Origin of the sequence: Bacillus cereus group sp. MYBK222-1 (genome assembly GCF_051916425.1) — a bacterium.
In the GTDB taxonomy this organism is placed as follows: domain Bacteria; phylum Bacillota; class Bacilli; order Bacillales; family Bacillaceae_G; genus Bacillus_A; species Bacillus_A paranthracis.
Genome location: NZ_JBQAGP010000001.1, coordinates 227435 through 245982 on the forward strand (window position 1 = coordinate 227435; position 18548 = coordinate 245982).

Genomic DNA, 18548 nt, shown 5'->3' on the forward strand with positions numbered 1-18548 from the left:
CCCTTTTTCTTCTAACTATAGAAAAAATCTATAGAAATAAATAGTTTATTAGAAGTTTTTTAATTTAATCTTTACAGTACATTAACATTCAGTATAAATCTTCCATATAGAATGAAAGCAGGTTAAGAGTGAGGGGAGAGAGGTGAAACGATGGATATTAAAATTAGTGGATTAGAAAAATCATTTGGAAAAGTACAAGCGTTAAAGCCGTTACAAATTATGATGAAACAAGGTGAATTCACCACACTGTTAGGACCTTCGGGATGTGGGAAAACGACATTACTTAGAATGATTGCAGGACTGGAAGAACCAGATAAAGGTGAAATATATTTTGGAGATACGTGCATGTATTCTTCTTCTAAAAAAATAAAAACATCTCCTCATGAACGTAATATCGGTATGGTATTTCAAGATTTTGCTTTATGGCCACACATGACTGTATTTGAAAATGTTGCATTTGGTTTAAGAGCTACAAAGCAAACGAATCAATTACGGGAAAAAGTAGAAGAGGCAATAAAGCGAGTTCGCTTGCAAGGGATGGAGAAAAGATATCCGCATGAACTCTCTGGCGGACAGCAGCAACGTGTCGCATTTGCGAGAGCAATTGTAACGAAGCCACATTTCATTTTGTTTGATGAACCGCTCAGTGCACTCGATGCAATTTTGCGAGAAGAAATGCGGTTAGAGCTTATGGATATCGTTCATTCCATTGGTTTAACGGCATTGTATGTAACGCACGATCAAACAGAAGCTATGTCAATGTCAGACCAAATTATTGTCATGAAACAAGGAGAAGTATTACAAAAAGGAACACCAGAAGATATTTATGTGAAGCCATCTCATGAATTTGTTGCAAAATTTGTTGGTAAGGCAAATTGGCTTGTAGAGGGTAAACAAATGGTTCGTCCAGAGCATGTGAGCTGGACAAAAAATGAAGTGTGTGAAATGTATACAGGTGAAGTCCAGCACGTTACATATGTAGGAGAGCGTTATGAAGTGAAAGTAAATATGGGGACACTCGGAATATGGACAGCTTATCACAATAGTAAGATAAGCATCGGAAAGCCAGTATCGTTATATGTACCGAAAAAATGTATTCATCATATAGGGGGAGAATCGTATGAAGAAATTCAGTTCGCTTAAGTCGTTATTTGTATGTACTTTATTATTTTCTGCCGTAGTAACAGGGTGTAGTTCAAAGACAGGTAATGCAGATGCAAAAAGTAAAACTACGAATGAAAAGAAGATTGTTGTATATAGTGCAGGACCAAAAGGATTAGCAGAAAAAATTCAAAAGGACTTTGAAAAGAAAACGGGTATAAAAGTGGAAATGTTTCAAGGAACAACAGGTAAAATTTTAGCGAGAATGGAAGCCGAAAAGAAAAATCCAGTCGTTGACGTAGTCGTACTTGCATCTTTACCAGCGATGGAAGGATTAAAAAAAGATGGACAAACGTTAGCTTATAAAGAAGCGAAACAAGCTGATAAGCTTCGTTCTGAATGGTCGGATGATAAAGGACATTATTTTGGATATAGTGCTTCAGCGTTAGGAATTGTGTATAACACAAAAAATGTGAAGACAGCGCCTGAAGATTGGAGCGATATAACAAAAGGAGAATGGAAAGGGAAACTGAATCTTCCAGATCCAGCACTTTCAGGTTCAGCTTTAGACTTTGTGACAGGATATGTGAAAAAGAATGGAAAAGATGGATGGAATTTATTTGAACAGCTTAAGAAAAATGAAGTTACAGTAGCAGGGGCAAACCAAGAAGCGTTAGATCCAGTTGTAACAGGAGCAAAAGATATGGTCATTGCGGGTGTTGATTATATGACGTACAGTGCAAAAGCAAAGGGTGAACCAGTTGATATTGTTTATCCAAAAAGCGGAACAGTTATTAGCCCACGTGCAGCAGGTATTATGAAGGATAGTAAAAATGTAAAAGGTGCAAAAGAGTTTATTGATTATTTATTATCAGATGATGTACAAAAACAAATTTCTAAAGCGTATTTATTACCCGGTAGAACAGATATAAAAGCGGAAAATAGACCAAATGTGGAAGAGATTCCAGTATTACATATTGATTGGAAAACAGTTGAGAAAGAACAAGATGAAATAGGAAAACAATTTAAGAAAGTATTTCAATAAGATGGTGATTACATGGTAAATCGATTTGGATCAGTAAGGCAAGTTGGGATGACGGTAGCGTTGTTACTTGTGGCGATGTTAATCGTCATTCCGCTTTTTCTCATTTTACTTTCTAGTGTATATGAAAATAGTAGTTGGAATTTTTTAAAGCCGTTTGAAGTGATGCAGAGTGGTGGATTAGCTGGGATTTTTCTGAATTCGATGCTTCTAGGTGTACTCGTAGTAATAGGGGCAACTATCTTTGCATTTCCACTAGCTTTCATTATGAGCAAAACAGATGTTGGAAAGCATAGCAAGTTAGATATTGTTTTTATGATTCCATTTATGACACCGCCGTATATTGGATCGATGGGCTGGATTTTGTTCATGCAACCGAACGGATATTTTGAACAGTTTTTTCCGATGCTAAAGACGATTTCATCTTCGTTTTTTAGTTTAGGAGGTATGGTTTTAATTATGAGTCTGCATTTATTCCCATTTCTTTACTTCATGTTGAAGAATACATTACTTCAAATTGGGAGTAGTAAAGAAGAAGCGGCAGCAGTTCATGGTGGAAGCTTTTTCTATCGTTTAAGAAAAATAATATTACCGTTATTAGTATCAAGTTATGTAATGGGTGCTTTACTCATTTTCGTAAAGACGATTGCTGAATTTGGAACACCGGCTACATTTGGACGAAGAATCGGATTTCATGTGTTAACATCAGAGATTCATAAATTTATTTCGAGTTGGCCAATTGATTTTAGTAGTGCAACAGCATTATCTTCTTTATTACTTAGTGCATGTATGCTCATTTGGTATATGCAAAACGTATTAAGTCGAAAGTATTCATATGCAATGGTTAGTGGAAAAGGTGTGAAATCTAAAAGGTACACTTTGTCTATATATGTGCGCGTTGTAGCATGGGTTTATGTAATTGGTTTATTAATCGTATCAATTGGAATCCCGTATTTTTCTATACTGATTGCTTCTTTGTCAAAATTAAGAGGCGGAGGCTTACAGTTACATAACTTTACAACGAGTCATTATGAAGCATTATTTACAATCGGATCTCCAGGATTAGAAGCTCTATGGAACAGTTTTCTTTTTTCACTTATAACAGCGATTATTGCTGTTATGATTGGCGTCTTTTTAGCACTTATGATTCGAAAGGGGAAAAAGTCCTCTGAAAAATGGCTGGATATGTGCGGTATGTTACCGAACATGGTACCAGGAATCGTAATGGTTGTAGGGCTTATTTTATTTTGGAATTCCCCCTATATGCCCCTGTCCATTTACAATACACCAGTCATGGTAATCGTAACGTACGTTGTTCTTTTTTTACCTTATACAGTGCAGTATGTAAAAGCATCGCTCGGGCAAATTGATGATTCTCTCGTGCAGGCAGGAAGTATTTTTTCTGGGAATTATATGTATATTTTTAGAAAAATAATATTCCCTCTTATTATCCCGGGTATTCTTGCCGGATGGGCGATGACATTTACAATCTCGATAAGGGAGTTAGTAGCATCGCTTCTCGTACTACCTCCATCGGTAGAAACGTCAGCAACATTTATTTTTGCTCAATTTGAACAAGGAGAAGTATCTATTGGAATGGCAATGGCTGTCGTTTCAGTTGGACTTACAACACTATGTTTATTACTTCTGCAGCATATGGAGCACAAACGAAAAGGGGTAGTATGATGAGGGTAGAAGTATGGGGAGGAGCGGGAGAATACGGTCGCTCCTGCTACTTCGTAAAAAATAAAGAGACAAAAATATTATTTGATTGTGGTATTAATCGGTCATATAAGGATAGTTATCCAAAAATAGAACGAGAAGTTGTACCGTTTTTAGATGCAGTATTTTTGTCACATATTCATGAAGATCATACGATGGGCTTACCTTTATTAGCGAAGTATGGATATAAGAAAAAAATATGGACAACTCGTTATACGAAGGAGCAACTCCCAGCTTACTATGAAAAATGGAGAAACTACAATTTGGCGCAAGGATGGCATGTACCTTATACCGACCAAAATGTGAAAGATTTAAATTATGTATATATTGATGAGATTAGCAATCCGAATGAATGGGTACAGATTACTCCTACATTGCGTTTTCAATGGGGGTATAGTGGGCATGTATTAGGAGCTGTTTGGTTTTTAGTGGATATGAGTCATACATATGTATTCTATTCTGGCGATTACTCAGCAGAGTCTAACATATTGCGAGCTAATTTACCTGAGAAGTTGCACGGCGATATAAAAGTCGCAATCGTAGATGCCGCTTATCATACTGATGATGTTTCGCAACATGAACGAATAAACGAACTATGTACAGAAATTGAACGCGCCGCCGGGAATAAAGGGATAACATTACTACCATTGCCCCCCCTTGGTAGGGCGCAAGATATCGTATTGTATTTATATAAAAAATATAAAGAACTCCCTATTATAGTAGATCAAGAAATTTTGGATGGATTTCAACAGATGTTCGCATATAAAGATTGGATCAAAAATAATGAAGAACTTGAAGAGCTAATGGAGAGTTTAAAAAGAAACATAATAGTTATGGATGATGACAGCGGTACGCAACATAGTTATGGAATAGTTGTAATGAGTGATGCGAATATGCAAACGAAGCGAGCGCAGTTATATTATGAACAACTTCGGCATGACGAACGAAATTCTATTATCTTTACTGGACATATTGCGAAAGGGAGTTTTGCAGAAAAAGTTTTGAAGGAACGTGTAGGTAAAGAATGTAGGGTGAAGCGAGTTCCATATAAAGTTCACCAAAGTATAAGAGATGTGAAAGAGATGTTAAATACATTATCACCAGAACATACGGTGTTAGTACACGCTTTGAAAGAGGATACGGATCGATTACAGAAAAAGCTTAGCACCGCAGGGTATGAAAATGTATATTCACTTACTATGGAACGAATAGAAGTCATTTGAAATGTAAAGGGGATAGGTATATGAAAAGCGTATTTGTATTCGTAAGTATTTTCTTTTGTTGTTTCCTTTATAACGTTAAGGAAGGATTTGCCGCTAGTCCAATGACACCTAGTTTTGAAGTGAAGTTATTATTAAAGCCAGAACAAGTACTAGGTCCTAACAAAGAGATGAAGCAAGATGTACTAGAGCATTTCCAGGCTGGTACAAATTATGAAAGAATACAAGTACAGTTTTTAGATACTGCAAATAAAAATTTAAGTAATGAAGGCTGGTTTGCCAGAATACGAAAGAAAGAATTTAGTAAAGATTTTGAGCTAACATATAAAAAAAGATATCCTATTCCAAATGGTGTAATTCAAGATGCACTAGAAGTAGCTAAAAAAGAAGGATTCGATAGTAATACGGATAGTTATGAGGCGGAAATAGACTGGGGATTTGAAAAGAAAACGTTAAGTATTTCAAATAAGAAAAGTTACAGTGCGAAAGGATATGGAGTACTTGATTTACCAAACGAAAAAGCTGCTCAAAACATGTTAGTAGAAAAGTTACCAGGGAAAATGAACAAATGGTTGTATACGAATTGGGGAGAAGAGATGTTAAGGGATTCCCGTATTTACGGTCCTGTATTAATGAAACGGTATACAGGGGAGTTTGAAAATAGTAAAACGAATATTGAAGTGTGGCCACTAAGTAATACAGGGAAAATAGAAGATGATTTCGTAATAGAAGTGTCGTTTAAAACAAATGAGGAAAGTATTGCAAAAGAAAAAAGAGAATTATTAATGAAGAGTTTAGAACAAAAAGGATGGCTGTTACCAAAAGATAGTTTGAAGACAGAGCTTATTTTTCAGTAAATAGTAAAAAGGAATCCATATGCCATGGATTCCTTTTTATATATGAGTATTAAGCTAAATCATGTACAGAGATAATAAAGTTGTTTAATTTACAATAAAGTCATTTAAAAAATAATATAGTTGTTTAAAAATCCTTCTTCTACTAACGAGGCAGGTTAGTGGAAGAAATAGCAAGTGGGTTTAACTAGGAGAAGTGTCGATGACATTAAAGAAGACACCGAGGTGTCTTCTGTTTTTTAAATTAAAAATATCGATAAATTAGGATTTATTTACTTAACATTATACTTATTTTTGGACCGAGGCATCTAATCGCTGAGTATATACAAACCAAGTAATGCTTGTTGTTAATAATGTTGACGAAATTAAAGCTGTAAGAACACTATATGTTTGCCAAATAAGTATCGTTGACCAATCGAAGGCAAAAAACATTATACACTGGGCAATCGTAGCGATTAGGAAAATAATTGTTACGATTGTTCTCTTTTTTGTCATCGGCTGCTGCTCATTCGTTTTCCTTTTTCTTAATCCTAAGAAAAATAACAGAACGGCTAATAGGCAAAGAATAATTGTGGTAGACGACAAAATGATGTCCAAAAGCTGTGTGCCGCTTATCTCATATGACTGAGTTAGATTGCCGTTTAATATATTTTTAACTTTTAGTACCAGGTTTATATTGGTATTTGCGCCGTTGCTCAGTAAGCAGATGGCTGTTCTTTCATTTGGCAGTATGGCTACTTTGGTACTAAAATTTGGATTACCCCCATTGTGTTCTATAAACGTTTGTTCGGCGTTTACCGACCAACCTGCCGCATAATACATATCATTGACAGCCGAAACAGACATATCACCCCTATGTGATTTTTCGATGGCCCTGTGAAATATTTCGGGTATGTCCTGCACGATACCCATCTGTATGCCCATCCAACGCGCCATATCTTTTGTATTAGAAATGATATAGCCGGCAGGTTTATTCCCAGCATAATCCGGAGCGTTAAATGGAGTTGTTATAAAAAAAGAAGAACGGTAGCCCTGTGCTAACTGTCCAGTGGCTTGAGCATCTTCTTTATAAACATACGTCTGGTGAAGACCTAAGGGTAGAAATACCTGTTCCTTCATAAAGTCTTCATAGCTTTGTCGTGATACAATCTCAATAACTAAACCCAATACATCATAATTAACGGTTCCATAGTTATATTGTTCACCGGGAGAGAACGCCAATTCTGCATCTACCAGCGTTTCCACAGTCTTTTGCAACATATCAGGCGTATTACCTTGTGGAATATTTTGAGTATGTCTAATATTTGTTAGGCCGCTGGTATGGTGAAGAAAATTATTTAGTGTAAGGTTTTGCATATCAACAGGTTTACCTTGATACTTTAACGTAAACCAAGGTAAATATTTTTGGATAGGATCAGTCATTGATAGCAGCCCTTGCTCTTCCAATAGCAAAATCCCCATACCAGTAAAAGCTTTACTCACCGAGGCCAACTCATAGAGTGTATTTTCACTTGCAGACAATCCCTTTTCAAGATCTGCATACCCAGAAGAAAAGTAGAACACTTCACCATCAGCAAGTATTGAGATTGACATTCCAGGCACACCTGATGTACGACGGGCATCATCTAGCAATGCTTGTATTGCCTCAGATTTCGAATCTGACAACGCATAACTTTGTGATGCGAATCCTGGGAATAATATAAATATCGTTAATACAAAAACAATAGTCTTTTTCATACACTCTCCTTTTTGAAGAATTATAAGGATATAAATAACTTATTTTTATAACTATAAACTAAATTCTAATTTACCTTTCTATTTACCTATATAATATGAAATAATTGTGAAGAGTTACACTTAAACTAACGGGGGCGTTAGTTCAATAAGAAGTAAACAACTTTATTATTCGTTTTTTAAGCATTACATAAGCAGATGGATATAATTTGAAACAACTTTAAAGAGGCTTGCTGCATATAGAATGTAGTAAGCCTCTTATCTTTTTTAGTCAAAATTCAATAACTTTATTATCACTATACAAATCAGCTGACACGAACATATCACTATTTTGAAGATTTTTAGAGCGTAAACTATAAGCAACTACCTTCTTTTTATATTGTTTTACAACATCAACATGCTCTTCATGACTGTAAATATAAAATGTGAAATCTTTTTTACCACGTTTTGCATGGATAATTAAAGGAGTGCCTTCATTATGGGGTGGTGCATAATAGCGATCTAAAAATAAACCTTCGTTAAAATCATGAATAATTTTTGATTTCTGTTCGCCTTCTACGTTATTTCCGTGAATTGTAATAGTCACATTCTCTTCTTCAAGTTTTGGATGTGTTTCGTACTTGCTAATAATGGATTCAATAACAGTGTTAGGAAGGCTAGAAACGATAATTTTAAATGCTCCAAATACAACTAACATTACAATAAACCAAGTCGTCATAGTATATCATCCCCTTTATTCTATTTAATAATATAACTCATATGGTAATAGTACATATGGTGAAGTTTTGTATAATTTGTGAAAAATTTTCCTGTTTTTGAACGTTTTTTAACAAATGGAGCTTTGTAAAGAATGAGAGGGAATATTTGGTATGATAAAAGTGTAGAAGCTTTCTATATATTATAAGGGGGTTATGAAATGGGGAAATTAGATGGTAAGGTTGCTTTTGTTACAGGAGCTGCGATGGGGAACGGAGCTGGAATTGCTCATGTATTTGCAGAGCTAGGGGCGAAAGTATTACTTGTTGATATTTCAGAGACAGTTCATGAGACAGCCAAAAATATTGTAAGTAAAGGGTTAGATGCTGCAAGTTATGTAGTCGATGTAGCTGATATGGATGCTGTAAAAGAAGTAGCGAAAGATGCATATGAGAAGTACGGAAAGATTGATGTGTTAGTAAATAACGCCGGTGTTATTCGACTTGCAAATTTTTTAGATATGTCAGATGAAATGCGTGATTTTCAATTTCAAGTAAATATTAATGGGGTATGGAATTTTTCTAAAGCGGTATTGCCATATATGGTTGAGAAAAATTACGGAAAGATTGTGAATATGTCTTCTGTAACAGGAACATTGGTTGCTGATGAAGGTGAAACTGCATATGCAACGACGAAAGCAGCAATTTGGGGATTTACAAAAGCGTTAGCACGAGAAGTTGCAAAACATCATATTACCGTAAATGCAATTTGTCCAGGTTACATTATGACACCAATGGCAGAGCAAATAGCAAATGAATCTGATCCAAATGAGCCGAGTAATGTAATCGATGGAATTGCTTCAGGTGTTCCTTTAGGACGTTTAGGGAAAATTGAAGAAGTAGGTCAGTTAGCAGGTTTTTTAGCATCCGATGAATCAAGCTACATAACAGGTACACACATTGTCATTGATGGTGGTAGTACATTGCCAGAAACGGTTTCAGTGGGTGTAAAGTAAAAGGATTATGAATGAGAGTTTTAGTTCTTTGAATGATAACGCTAGAAGAAATCTGAAAGAGATTTCTTCTAGCATTATCATGTTATGTAATATTATTATTAGAAAAATCAATTTTGTTACAAAAAGTTGAAATTGAAGTATTTTAAAAGAAAAAGGTTTATAATAAAAATATAACTAATAACCACATTACTAATTATAAGGAAGTGTAACTATGAGTACTGTAACAATCGTGTATGGTATTATTCTTTCCACAATTATCGTTTTATTTTTCGTTGGGGTTTCACGTTACATTCACAAATGGAAAGAAGGCGTTGCGAAATTAAATCACATTGAAGAAGAACTTAGTGATTTAATGTTACATCATGGTAAGTAAAAGGTTTATTTTTAGCTAAATAATGTGAAGGATATCACAAAACATGTTCTCATTATGAGGCATGTTTTTTTGTTATGTGAATGATAGGCACATTCATACATTTTTTCCATACGATACAGTGTGAAAGCCGAAATGTTCGGAGTGGAAAAGAGGGATAAAATGAGTAGTTCAGGTTATGTTCCAGATAATAAAAATTTAAAGAAAAGTTCAGGAACTCCAAATCTTTTCTTTGATTCACGAAAAAATATCTTTTTTAAGAGGAATGAGAAAAACGTTGCATATGAAGTTACGTCAACGCAGTTACCAGCAATGATAGGTGGTGCGTTTGTTGATTTATTTATGACAAAAGGGCATATGCGGGAACCACATTGGCATCCGAATGCGTGGGAATTGGATGTTGTAGTATCAGGAGAAGCAGTTACATCCATCTTAAATCCCGAAACGAATCAATTGCAAAATTATCATGTGAAAGCGGGGCAAACTGTCTTTATTCCAATGGGATGGTGGCATTGGATCACAGCGGTAACAGAAGAAGTGCAATTACATTTGTTCTTTAATAACGATCAGTTTGAAACAGCAGAAGGATCAGACATACTTAGATTAACACCGCCAGAAGTATTTCAAGCTGCATATGGTGTAAGTGCAGAAAAATTAGAGAAGGACCTTTCGCCAATTAAGGAATCAGTTGTAATTAGTCCTACTAACTCAAATCGAATAAATAGTGTGAAAAAAAGTGACGAATCAAATATAGTCGTTACGTTAAATGGACAAATAACATCATGTGAAATAGAGTAACTCTTTCTTTTTAGGAAGAGTTACTCTATTTGTATAATTTTGTAATTTAATTCGTTATAATTATGAGATAGAAGGGAATGTATTAGAGGGGGGATATTGTGAACATATTAAAGGTTATAGGAATAATTGTAGGAGTCATTATAGTAGCTGTTATAGCTTTCTTCGTTATTATGAATTACTATTTGTCAAAAGAAGATCCTGATTACGTATTAAAGTACATAAAAGAACATAAAGAAGATGAAACATGTTCATTACTTATTAAAAGAAATGGAGAAGTATTAACTTCTATAAATGAAAATAAAAAATTGCCATTAGCGAGTATGGCAAAAATCGTAATAGCAGTTGAATTTGCTAAGCAAGTGTCAGAAGGAAAAATAAGTCGTGATGAACAAATTTCATTGCACGAGCTAGAAAAATATTACGTTAAAGATACTGATGGTGGAGCACATCCTGACTGGTTAGAAGATGCTAGAGAGAGAGAATTAGTGAAAAATGGACAGATTAATTTAGAAGAAGTAGCTAAAGGCATGATTCATTATAGTTCTAATGCAAATACAACATATTTGTTAGATAAGCTTGGAATAGAAAGAGTAAATGAGAGTATAAAAGAGTTAGAGCTTACTAGTCATGATAAGTTTACTTCTTATACGGCTGCACTATATATGAGAGGATACGTAGAAAAAGAACTTCATGTGCCAGAAAATCAGTCATTAAAAACGTTACGTAACATGTCAAAAGATGAATATAATAAACATGTGTTACAAATACAGGAATGGATGAAAGATGAAGAAGAATGGAAAAAACGGGATATTCCATTAAAGGTAGATATGGAATTTCAGCGAATTTGGTCAGATCGATTAGTGGGTGCAAACGCTAAAGATTATATGAGTATAATGGAAAAGATAAATAGTAGAAAGTATTTTCCAAAATCAATGCAAGAAGAAATCGAGAACATTTTCCAAGGAACAGTTAAAAATAGTAAGTTCGAATATGCTGGTCAAAAAGGTGGTTCTACCGCATTCGTATTGACAAAAAGCTTGTATACTACAGATAAGAAAGGGAATAAAGTAGAAGTTGTCATTATGTTTAACGATATAGAAGATCAAGTTGCATATCAAAAGCTGCGAAATAATATAGATTATTTTATTCGAGACATTATAACAAGTGAGGAATTTAGAATAAAATTATAATAGAATAATTTTATTATGTAAACAAGATGCTATTAAAGGTAGGTGTTGAGATGAGGTTGAGGGAGTATATGCTTGAAACGTTTCCAAATTTAGAACTTAGACCACCTCTATTTTATAATGGGGATATTGGTATTCGCTTTAAATTAGGTGTGAACTATGATTGCACTAATATTTATGAAAACTGTCCATATTTAGAAGGCGTTTATAATAGAGCCATTACTTTATTTCAGTCTTTACATTCCAAAACAGATGATATGTATATTGTAGTGGATGTAAATGATTATGCAGATGGTGAAACTTTCAAACACAAATTGAATATCTTTTCTAAGTATGTAAAAGAGAAGTCTGATTTATTTAAGTTACAGAAAAATACAATCCCTTATGTTTTTCCAGAAGACGATGAAGACGGGGTATATAAAACACATAGATATACTTTGAAATGTAAAGTTTCAGACTTGAAATACATTCCTATGATAAAAGCAATTTGTAATCAAGATATGGGGATAAAACCGCGTATTTTTCATATGGTGTATTTCATAAATATTAACAAGAATACTATATTTCACATTTATGATGATAGAGGTTGTGATGTATTAGCTACCTCTCCTAATACAATTAGGGATATGTATCATACATATAATGATTGGATATTAGATTACGATCGAAATAAAATCGATAAAGTATTTAATTGAATGTAGTCTATTTTAAATGAGGGAAACACCATATGGGGTGTTTCCCTTTTATTAATATGAAAATCAACATTTAAAATTGACAGCACTTATTATAAAGGTAAAGGGATTTGATAATAATGTATTGAATTTGGGTAGAAACGGAAAAAGGAGATGAATAAATGACAACAATATATTTCGTTCGCCATGCCCATTCTACATATACAAAAGAAGAACGGGAGCGACCTTTATCTGAAAAAGGACAATTGGATGCAGAGAATGTAACACACTTATTAAAAGATAGACATATTGATTTAGTGATTTCTAGCCCGTACAAAAGAGCAATTCAAACTGTACAAGGAATTGCGAATACATATCATGTATCAATAGAAATAGAAGAAGATTTACAGATTTTCCGAATAGGAAAGCCCACTACGGTGCGATAGTACCCCCTTTAGGGGTGGGATGATAGTGAGGTCAAATGCGATGTATAGATAAAATGCCGAAAGTATGTTCTGTACATCAAGTATTTGAAATGGTATAATTTTCATAACAGACAAGTGAAAGTCTCTAAAACAATCTTGTTCTCTGAAAACAGAATACATATGAGGTTGGAGTAACAAATTCTTCTGCTCCGTAAAATGTATTGAGTCGTCAAGTACAAGACGCTAAAACACATTTGAGAACTCACAATCTAACTCGTTTGGTAATAGAACGAGTGCCGTATCTGCTAGATGCACTGGATATGGAGTGGTGATGGCACACCGCAATCTTGCACGTCAGCGATACTAGAAATAGACTTCGCCTTTGGTAGCAAGAATCCCACTGACGTTAGTCAGCTTGCGGCTTTAGCCGTGGGAGTGTCAAGAGAAAGGTTATTAAGTTCAGAGCCGGTAGCAGATTTTAATGATGCTATCGAGAATGTGTGGGAAGATTGGAGTTTTGCATACGAAGGTGGAGAATCAAATGATGTAGCACAAAGACGCGCTGTAATATGTATGCAAAGTATATTAAAAAAATATAAAGGTAAGAATATTGTAATAGGTACGCATGGGAATATTATGGTATTACTTATGAATTATTTTGACTCGAAATATGATTTTCAGTTTTGGAAAACCCTTCATATGCCTGATGTGTATAAATTAACTTTTGATAATAATTGTTTCAGTTCTGCTGAAAGAATAGAGTCTACAGATTATCAGATAAATAATTTGTAAAAGTTTATCAAAAAAAGAGGAAAGAGAGATGTTATTGTAGAAGTATGACTTTGTAACATAAAAAATATATGTTAAAGGAGGCTGTTTACATGTTTGAGAAAGAGAAAGAAGGGCTTATTGAAGTTCACAACGTATATGAAATTGCACCAGCAGATGGAACAATTATAGGTATGGCAACGGAAGAAGAAATGGAAATTGCTGCTGAGCTAGAGCTGCAGTACTATGCCCATTCTCGTTTGTTAGAAACAAATATTCAGTTAGACGGTTCCTCCTACAAAGAGTTACTTCAGGAGTTCCAGGAGTACGAAAGAAAATCAATGAGCTTTTGGCGAGCAATACATAAGCGTTTAGCTGTGCCATGGGCATGGGTATTACGTATTGACGTTGCGAATGGTCCTATATATGTAAGTAATGGGAATGCGTATTACGAAGAAATCGATGATGAAGAAGATTATGAATAGATAAGTAAGGAAGCAACTTTAGTTGCTTCCTTTTTTTATTCGTACAGATTGAACAGCCTCAATAATAATATCTGGTCGATCATTTTCTATTCCGTGACCAGCATGTTCAGCAAGTATATATTGGCTGTTTATTGAGAGTTGTAATTGTTCATGAATCAGTTCTTGCCACATTGCTTCAAGTTGTGTCGCTTCCTCTTTTTGCATGCCGCCCTCAGTCAACTGAGTAATAGAATATTGAGGGTCTCTACCGATAACGATTAAAGGTACTTCTAATGTTTTATAGAGTTCTTTTATTGAGCGAGCACAATTTTTCCACGTAGATAGTTCAGAAGCTGTCGCTTTATATAATGTAGGAGAGGTAGAAAATTCAATGTACTGTCTTGATTGATTAGCGAGTATTGGCTTTAGTTCATTAGAAAGCATGTCTACATCCATTTTAGAGTATGTATTATATTTTTGAAGCCACATATCATCCGAATCAGTCTGATCAGAAATTGGTAAATGAAGTTCATCTAATCGGTGTAAGTTCATGGATGTAGAATCAACTAAAATAAGTGCTTGCAACTTATCTTCATGTAACATCGCAAAATGTTGTGCACATAAACCTCCATAGGAATGACCGATTAGAATGATTGGCTCGTGAATATCCAATTTTTGTAGCAACAAATGAAGTTCTTTTGTTACTTGTAACGTAGTACGTGAATAATTCCCTAGTTCACTTTTTCCGTAACCTGGGCGATGGTAGGAAACGACTGTAAAGTGCTGTGAAAGCTTTTCTATAATAGGAAGCCAATCATAAAATGAGCAACCCATTCCGGTTTGAATGACTACAGTTTGTTTACTACTTCCTTTCATATATACTTCTATAGTTTGCCCCAATACCTCTACAAATTTATAAATAGTAAACCCTCCTAACTAAGATTGAAGTAATTTTTGACAAGCGAAAACAATACACCAGACACCTATACCGAATAGGACAGATGTACTAAGTGCAAATGAGTTTTTTAAACCGATATAAACGATAAATAATAGTAGTGCGGATGCAGGAAATCCATATAATACACCTAAAGCAAATTGACTTAATTCTTGTTTGTTCCCGCCTTCGAAAGAAATCCAAAACAGGCTCAGTAAACTAACGAGAGGAAGGGCAGCGATAAACCCGCCAATCGTACTATAATGTTTAGCTACTTCAGTAATAACACCGATAATAAGTGCCGAAACGATTACTTTAACGAGGAAATGCATACTTTGCCTCCTTCGCTAATAATGAAAAAGCTTTTTCAATTAATTGTTGTTCTTCTTTCGATAACTGCGATTCTAATATTTTTATCTTTTCTTTATCTAGTAAAGTATGCTTTTCTAATACTTCAATGCCTTCTTTTGTTAAAGTAAGGTTCACAACTCTTTCATCTTGTTTGTTTCTTTCTTTCATGATATAGCCTTTTTGAATAAGGCGCTTTACGTGTTCAGAAGCTGTGTTATGAGAGAGAGTAAGCTCAGTAGCAACTTTTCCAATTGTTATTTCTTTCTCACGAGAAACGATTTGTAAAATACGAATAGCTTGGTGAGAAAGATTGTCTTCATATTCATATCGTAAGTGATAATAAATGTTCTCCCAATGCTGATTGATGTCTTTCATAATAATAAATCCTCCTGTTTTTATATCGTATATTAAGATATATTCGTTAGTGTAGAAATAAAATCCTTTTATTTGGATAAAAAATGTTGAAAAAGTTTATTTTTATTGAAATATAAGGTAATCTATGTGTAAAGGTATACATTTAGCAAGAGAGAGGATGATAGCTGTGAATACATTCAAATGGATGAGTCATGAACAGATGTATGTAGATGAAATACATGTTGAAAAATGTGGTCCTCTTTCAGTCGGCGTATATGGGGGAAATCAAGAGAGTGATGCATATGAACGAGGAGATGCGGTGCTTGCTTGGTGGGATCCTGAATTACAATTTGAATTTGTTATGATTTTTGATACACATCACAAAACAAAAAATATAGATTATATAGTAGAAGCAATTTCGGAAAGAAAAGAGAAACTAAAAGAGTTATTTTCCTACCCAATACATTTAGCTTTTCATCATACACATATGTATTTGTTAGCTTTATTTACAGATGAGCTGTTTATTGAAAAATGTGATCAAGATGATGAGGAACTCGCATGTTTAATATGTTTGCGAAAAGGCGAATTTTTATATTGGTTATCAGTTGGTAATTGTTTCGCATATTTATTCCATTCTGAGAAAACGAAGAATGGGAAAGGGCGATTAAATAAACGGAAGAATTACGAATATATCGGTAGGAAAAATATTTTTGCAGCAAATACACCTTGCTTTACGTCAGGTGTAAGAGGATTAGAAAAAGGAATGAATCACATCGTAATGGCAACGGACGGTATTTTAGAGTGTGATAAACGAAGGTTTGATGATGACCAATCTTTAATAGAAATATTACACGACGGAAGTTGCTTACAGATTGAGCCAGTATTAACAAATGTACTGCAGTGGAAAGGTAGAGATTGTGCCACAATTATTGGATGGTCCATTGACACTGAAAATAAACGATGTGCTAATTAATATAAAAGGAGTTCAAGGTTTTTATCCTTGAACTCCTTTTTTTAAGCAATATGGATGTGATACGTTTTTAACCATTCATTTACTTGTAGCATGTATTCCATAGCACTTCTTGCTTCGAAATTGTTAATTTCTTTATTACTCTGATCGGCAATAGCAAGTAATGTGGAATGATTAATAAGTGAGAAAATAGGATTGTTTTTATTACTGCACATGTCGAGTGATAAATGACGAATTTTTTGTAAATAATGTGGGTCTTGTGAAGTTGGATACGCACTTTTTCTTCTATTGCGTACATCGTCAGGTAAAGCAGGTTTCAGTGCTCTACGTAAAATACCTTTTTCAATATTATCAATGCTTTTTATGTTGAAAGGAACGTTCCATAAATATTCAACTAATCGATAATCGCAAAACGGTACACGAACTTCAAATCCTACAGCCATACTCATACGGTCTTTACGGTCAAGTAAGAACGGAAGAAATCTCGTTAAAAATAAATAAAACATTTGACGTTGTTTCGCGGATTTTTTACTTTCACCTTCAAGAGTAGGTACTTCAAGTATCGCTTCTTGGAATCGTGTATCAATATAGTTTTCTAGATTACATTGGTTACTTATTTCATGTAGTAGAAGAGGAGATGTATTTTTCCAATTTGTTAGCCAAGGAAATTTATCTATATATAGTAATTCTTCTTGATGAAACCAAGGATATCCACCGAATACTTCATCAGCAGATTCTCCCGATAAAGCTACGGTCGCATCTTTTTTCATTTCGCAAAATAGTAAATATAGTGAAGTTTCCATTTCGCCAGCACTCGGTAAATCTTTTGCACGGAGGGGAACGAATAAGTGATTAGCTAATTCTTCAGCATTCACAATAATATCATGATGAGATGTCCCTACATGTTCAGAAACGCGTTTTACCCAAGGAGCGTCTAAACCAGTGCGAGCAAATGTCAGCTCGAAATCTTTTGCGCTATTTACAAAGTCAACGGAATACGTATGAAGTGTTTTATTTTCAGCAGCAAATTCTTTTCCTGCTAGTGCAGTAATACCGCTAGAATCTAATCCTCCTGATAACATGCAAACGAGAGGGACATCGGCAATTAATTGTCTTTTTACTGTATCTTGTAAAATAGATAAAATATGCGATGATGTATCTTCTATAGAATCTGTATGGACCTTACTTTCTAAATTCCAATACTTCGTAACTACTTTTTTATCACGTGTAAACGTTATAGAATGTCCAGCACGCACTTCTTGAATATGTTTAAAGACGCCACATCCTGGAGTTCGAAATAACCCTAATCCAAATATTTCATTTATGCCATCCGTATCAATTTCAGCAGGGACAGATGGATGAGCTAATAATGCTTTAATTTCAGATCCGAAAATAATACTGTCATTTCTTTCTGTATAAAAGAGTGGTTTTACGCCTAAATGATCACGTGCTAAAAACAGTTGTTGCTTCTGATCATCCCATAAGGCGAAAGCGAAAATGCCGTTTAAATGTTGTACGCAGTCTTCTTTCCATTCTAAATAAGCATGTAGTAACACTTCTGTATCTGAATGCGTTTCAAATGTATGACCACATTTCCTAAGTTGTTCTCTCAGCTCACGGAAATTATAAATTTCTCCATTATACGTAAGAGCATACGTATAATCACCAGTACGAAATGTCTTCGGTTGCGTTCCGCCTTCTGGATCAATTACGATTAACCGACGGTGTGCAAAGGCCGCACGAGGTGAAAGCCAAAACCCTTCAGCATCCGGACCGCGATGCTGAATACGATTTGCCATCTTTTTTAAAATAACATGTTGATTTGAAAGGTCTTCTTTCCAATCTACCCAACCTGTAATTCCACACATACAC

18 protein-coding genes and 2 pseudogenes are annotated in these 18548 nt (G+C 34.6%); 14 read left to right on the top strand and 6 right to left on the bottom strand.

Annotation, left to right across the window (positions count from 1 at the left end; genetic code table 11):
• Nucleotides 1–150 precede the first annotated feature (150 nt).
• The 5 genes from ACTFR9_RS01205 to ACTFR9_RS01225 are packed head-to-tail and all read left to right on the top strand — an operon-like array spanning nucleotide 151 to nucleotide 5942.
• Nucleotides 151–1143: an ABC transporter ATP-binding protein gene (locus ACTFR9_RS01205; protein ID WP_000351825.1), complete on the top strand. Its 993-nt coding sequence runs from the start codon at nucleotides 151–153 to the stop codon at nucleotides 1141–1143.
• Nucleotides 1121–2146, top strand: coding sequence for an ABC transporter substrate-binding protein (locus ACTFR9_RS01210; protein WP_229136571.1), 1026 nt, complete (start codon nucleotides 1121–1123; stop codon nucleotides 2144–2146). The genes ACTFR9_RS01205 and ACTFR9_RS01210 overlap by 23 nt, the downstream gene beginning before the upstream one ends.
• Before the next feature lie 12 nt (nucleotides 2147–2158).
• On the top strand, nucleotides 2159–3829 hold the full coding sequence (locus ACTFR9_RS01215; protein WP_229136573.1) for an ABC transporter permease: 1671 nt from the start codon (nucleotides 2159–2161) through the stop codon (nucleotides 3827–3829).
• Entirely contained in the window at nucleotides 3826–5088 is a 1263-nt protein-coding gene (locus tag ACTFR9_RS01220) for an MBL fold metallo-hydrolase (RefSeq protein WP_033671937.1), read from the top strand. The genes ACTFR9_RS01215 and ACTFR9_RS01220 overlap by 4 nt, the downstream gene beginning before the upstream one ends.
• Nucleotides 5089–5108: 20 nt before the next feature.
• Nucleotides 5109–5942 (top strand): hypothetical protein, encoded by an 834-nt coding sequence (locus tag ACTFR9_RS01225; protein WP_000843592.1) that lies wholly within the window; start codon nucleotides 5109–5111, stop codon nucleotides 5940–5942.
• A 285-nt stretch (nucleotides 5943–6227) separates the two neighbouring features.
• Here the strand turns inward: ACTFR9_RS01225 and ACTFR9_RS01230 are convergent, their stop codons facing one another.
• Both ACTFR9_RS01230 and ACTFR9_RS01235 read right to left on the bottom strand, forming a co-directional pair.
• Complete coding sequence (locus ACTFR9_RS01230) at nucleotides 6228–7676, bottom strand: serine hydrolase domain-containing protein (protein WP_000751379.1); 1449 nt, start codon at nucleotides 7674–7676, stop codon at nucleotides 6228–6230.
• Between the two features lie 268 nt (nucleotides 7677–7944).
• Nucleotides 7945–8391 carry a YfmQ family protein gene (locus ACTFR9_RS01235; RefSeq protein WP_000214587.1) on the bottom strand — a complete coding sequence of 149 codons (447 nt, stop codon included), beginning with the start codon at nucleotides 8389–8391 and terminating at the stop codon, nucleotides 7945–7947.
• A 198-nt stretch (nucleotides 8392–8589) separates the two neighbouring features.
• Here ACTFR9_RS01235 and ucpA point away from each other — a divergent pair, with 198 nt between their 5' ends.
• The 8 genes and pseudogenes from ucpA to ACTFR9_RS01275 all read left to right on the top strand — a co-directional run bounded on the left by ucpA (nucleotide 8590) and on the right by ACTFR9_RS01275 (nucleotide 14088).
• A complete protein-coding gene (ucpA, locus tag ACTFR9_RS01240; protein ID WP_000517016.1) occupies nucleotides 8590–9384 on the top strand; it encodes an SDR family oxidoreductase UcpA in 795 nt (264 codons plus the stop codon).
• Between the two features lie 211 nt (nucleotides 9385–9595).
• Nucleotides 9596–9757, top strand: coding sequence for a hypothetical protein (locus tag ACTFR9_RS01245; RefSeq protein ID WP_000109006.1), 162 nt, complete (start codon nucleotides 9596–9598; stop codon nucleotides 9755–9757).
• A gap of 159 nt (nucleotides 9758–9916) precedes the next feature.
• Nucleotides 9917–10552 (top strand): cupin domain-containing protein, encoded by a 636-nt coding sequence (locus ACTFR9_RS01250; protein ID WP_000098971.1) that lies wholly within the window; start codon nucleotides 9917–9919, stop codon nucleotides 10550–10552.
• A gap of 98 nt (nucleotides 10553–10650) precedes the next feature.
• On the top strand, nucleotides 10651–11742 hold the full coding sequence (locus ACTFR9_RS01255; protein WP_229136575.1) for a serine hydrolase: 1092 nt from the start codon (nucleotides 10651–10653) through the stop codon (nucleotides 11740–11742).
• 50 nt (nucleotides 11743–11792) lie between these two features.
• The gene (locus ACTFR9_RS01260) at nucleotides 11793–12434 is read left to right on the top strand and encodes a DUF3885 domain-containing protein (protein ID WP_098947385.1); all 642 of its coding nucleotides are present in this window, start codon (nucleotides 11793–11795) and stop codon (nucleotides 12432–12434) included.
• Nucleotides 12435–12592: 158 nt separating this feature from the next.
• Nucleotides 12593–12820: pseudogene (locus ACTFR9_RS01265) on the top strand (histidine phosphatase family protein); the annotation flags it as partial.
• A gap of 456 nt (nucleotides 12821–13276) precedes the next feature.
• Nucleotides 13277–13627, top strand: a pseudogene (locus ACTFR9_RS01270) (histidine phosphatase family protein); the annotation flags it as partial.
• Between the two features lie 89 nt (nucleotides 13628–13716).
• A complete protein-coding gene (locus ACTFR9_RS01275) occupies nucleotides 13717–14088 on the top strand; it encodes a hypothetical protein (protein WP_000461770.1) in 372 nt (123 codons plus the stop codon).
• Nucleotides 14089–14106: 18 nt separating this feature from the next.
• Here ACTFR9_RS01275 and ACTFR9_RS01280 read toward each other — a convergent pair whose 3' ends face one another.
• From ACTFR9_RS01280 to ACTFR9_RS01290, 3 genes are read right to left on the bottom strand one after another with little or no spacing between them, the layout of a single operon-like run.
• Complete coding sequence (locus tag ACTFR9_RS01280; RefSeq protein ID WP_411266976.1) at nucleotides 14107–14943, bottom strand: alpha/beta hydrolase; 837 nt, start codon at nucleotides 14941–14943, stop codon at nucleotides 14107–14109.
• Between the two features lie 60 nt (nucleotides 14944–15003).
• Nucleotides 15004–15333 carry a DUF3147 family protein gene (locus ACTFR9_RS01285; protein ID WP_000545637.1) on the bottom strand — a complete coding sequence of 110 codons (330 nt, stop codon included), beginning with the start codon at nucleotides 15331–15333 and terminating at the stop codon, nucleotides 15004–15006.
• A complete protein-coding gene (locus ACTFR9_RS01290) occupies nucleotides 15317–15727 on the bottom strand; it encodes a MarR family winged helix-turn-helix transcriptional regulator (protein WP_000651919.1) in 411 nt (136 codons plus the stop codon). The genes ACTFR9_RS01285 and ACTFR9_RS01290 overlap by 17 nt, the downstream gene beginning before the upstream one ends.
• 124 nt (nucleotides 15728–15851) lie before the next feature.
• On the opposite strand from ACTFR9_RS01290, the gene ACTFR9_RS01295 reads away from it, so the two are divergent.
• Nucleotides 15852–16679: a protein phosphatase 2C domain-containing protein gene (locus tag ACTFR9_RS01295; protein WP_002163702.1), complete on the top strand. Its 828-nt coding sequence runs from the start codon at nucleotides 15852–15854 to the stop codon at nucleotides 16677–16679.
• Between the two features lie 41 nt (nucleotides 16680–16720).
• On the opposite strand, the gene asnB is transcribed toward ACTFR9_RS01295, so the two are convergent.
• Nucleotides 16721–18544, bottom strand: a complete 1824-nt coding sequence (gene asnB, locus ACTFR9_RS01300) for an asparagine synthase (glutamine-hydrolyzing) (RefSeq protein WP_229136851.1) — start codon at nucleotides 18542–18544, stop codon at nucleotides 16721–16723.
• Between the last annotated feature and the right edge of the window lie 4 nt (nucleotides 18545–18548).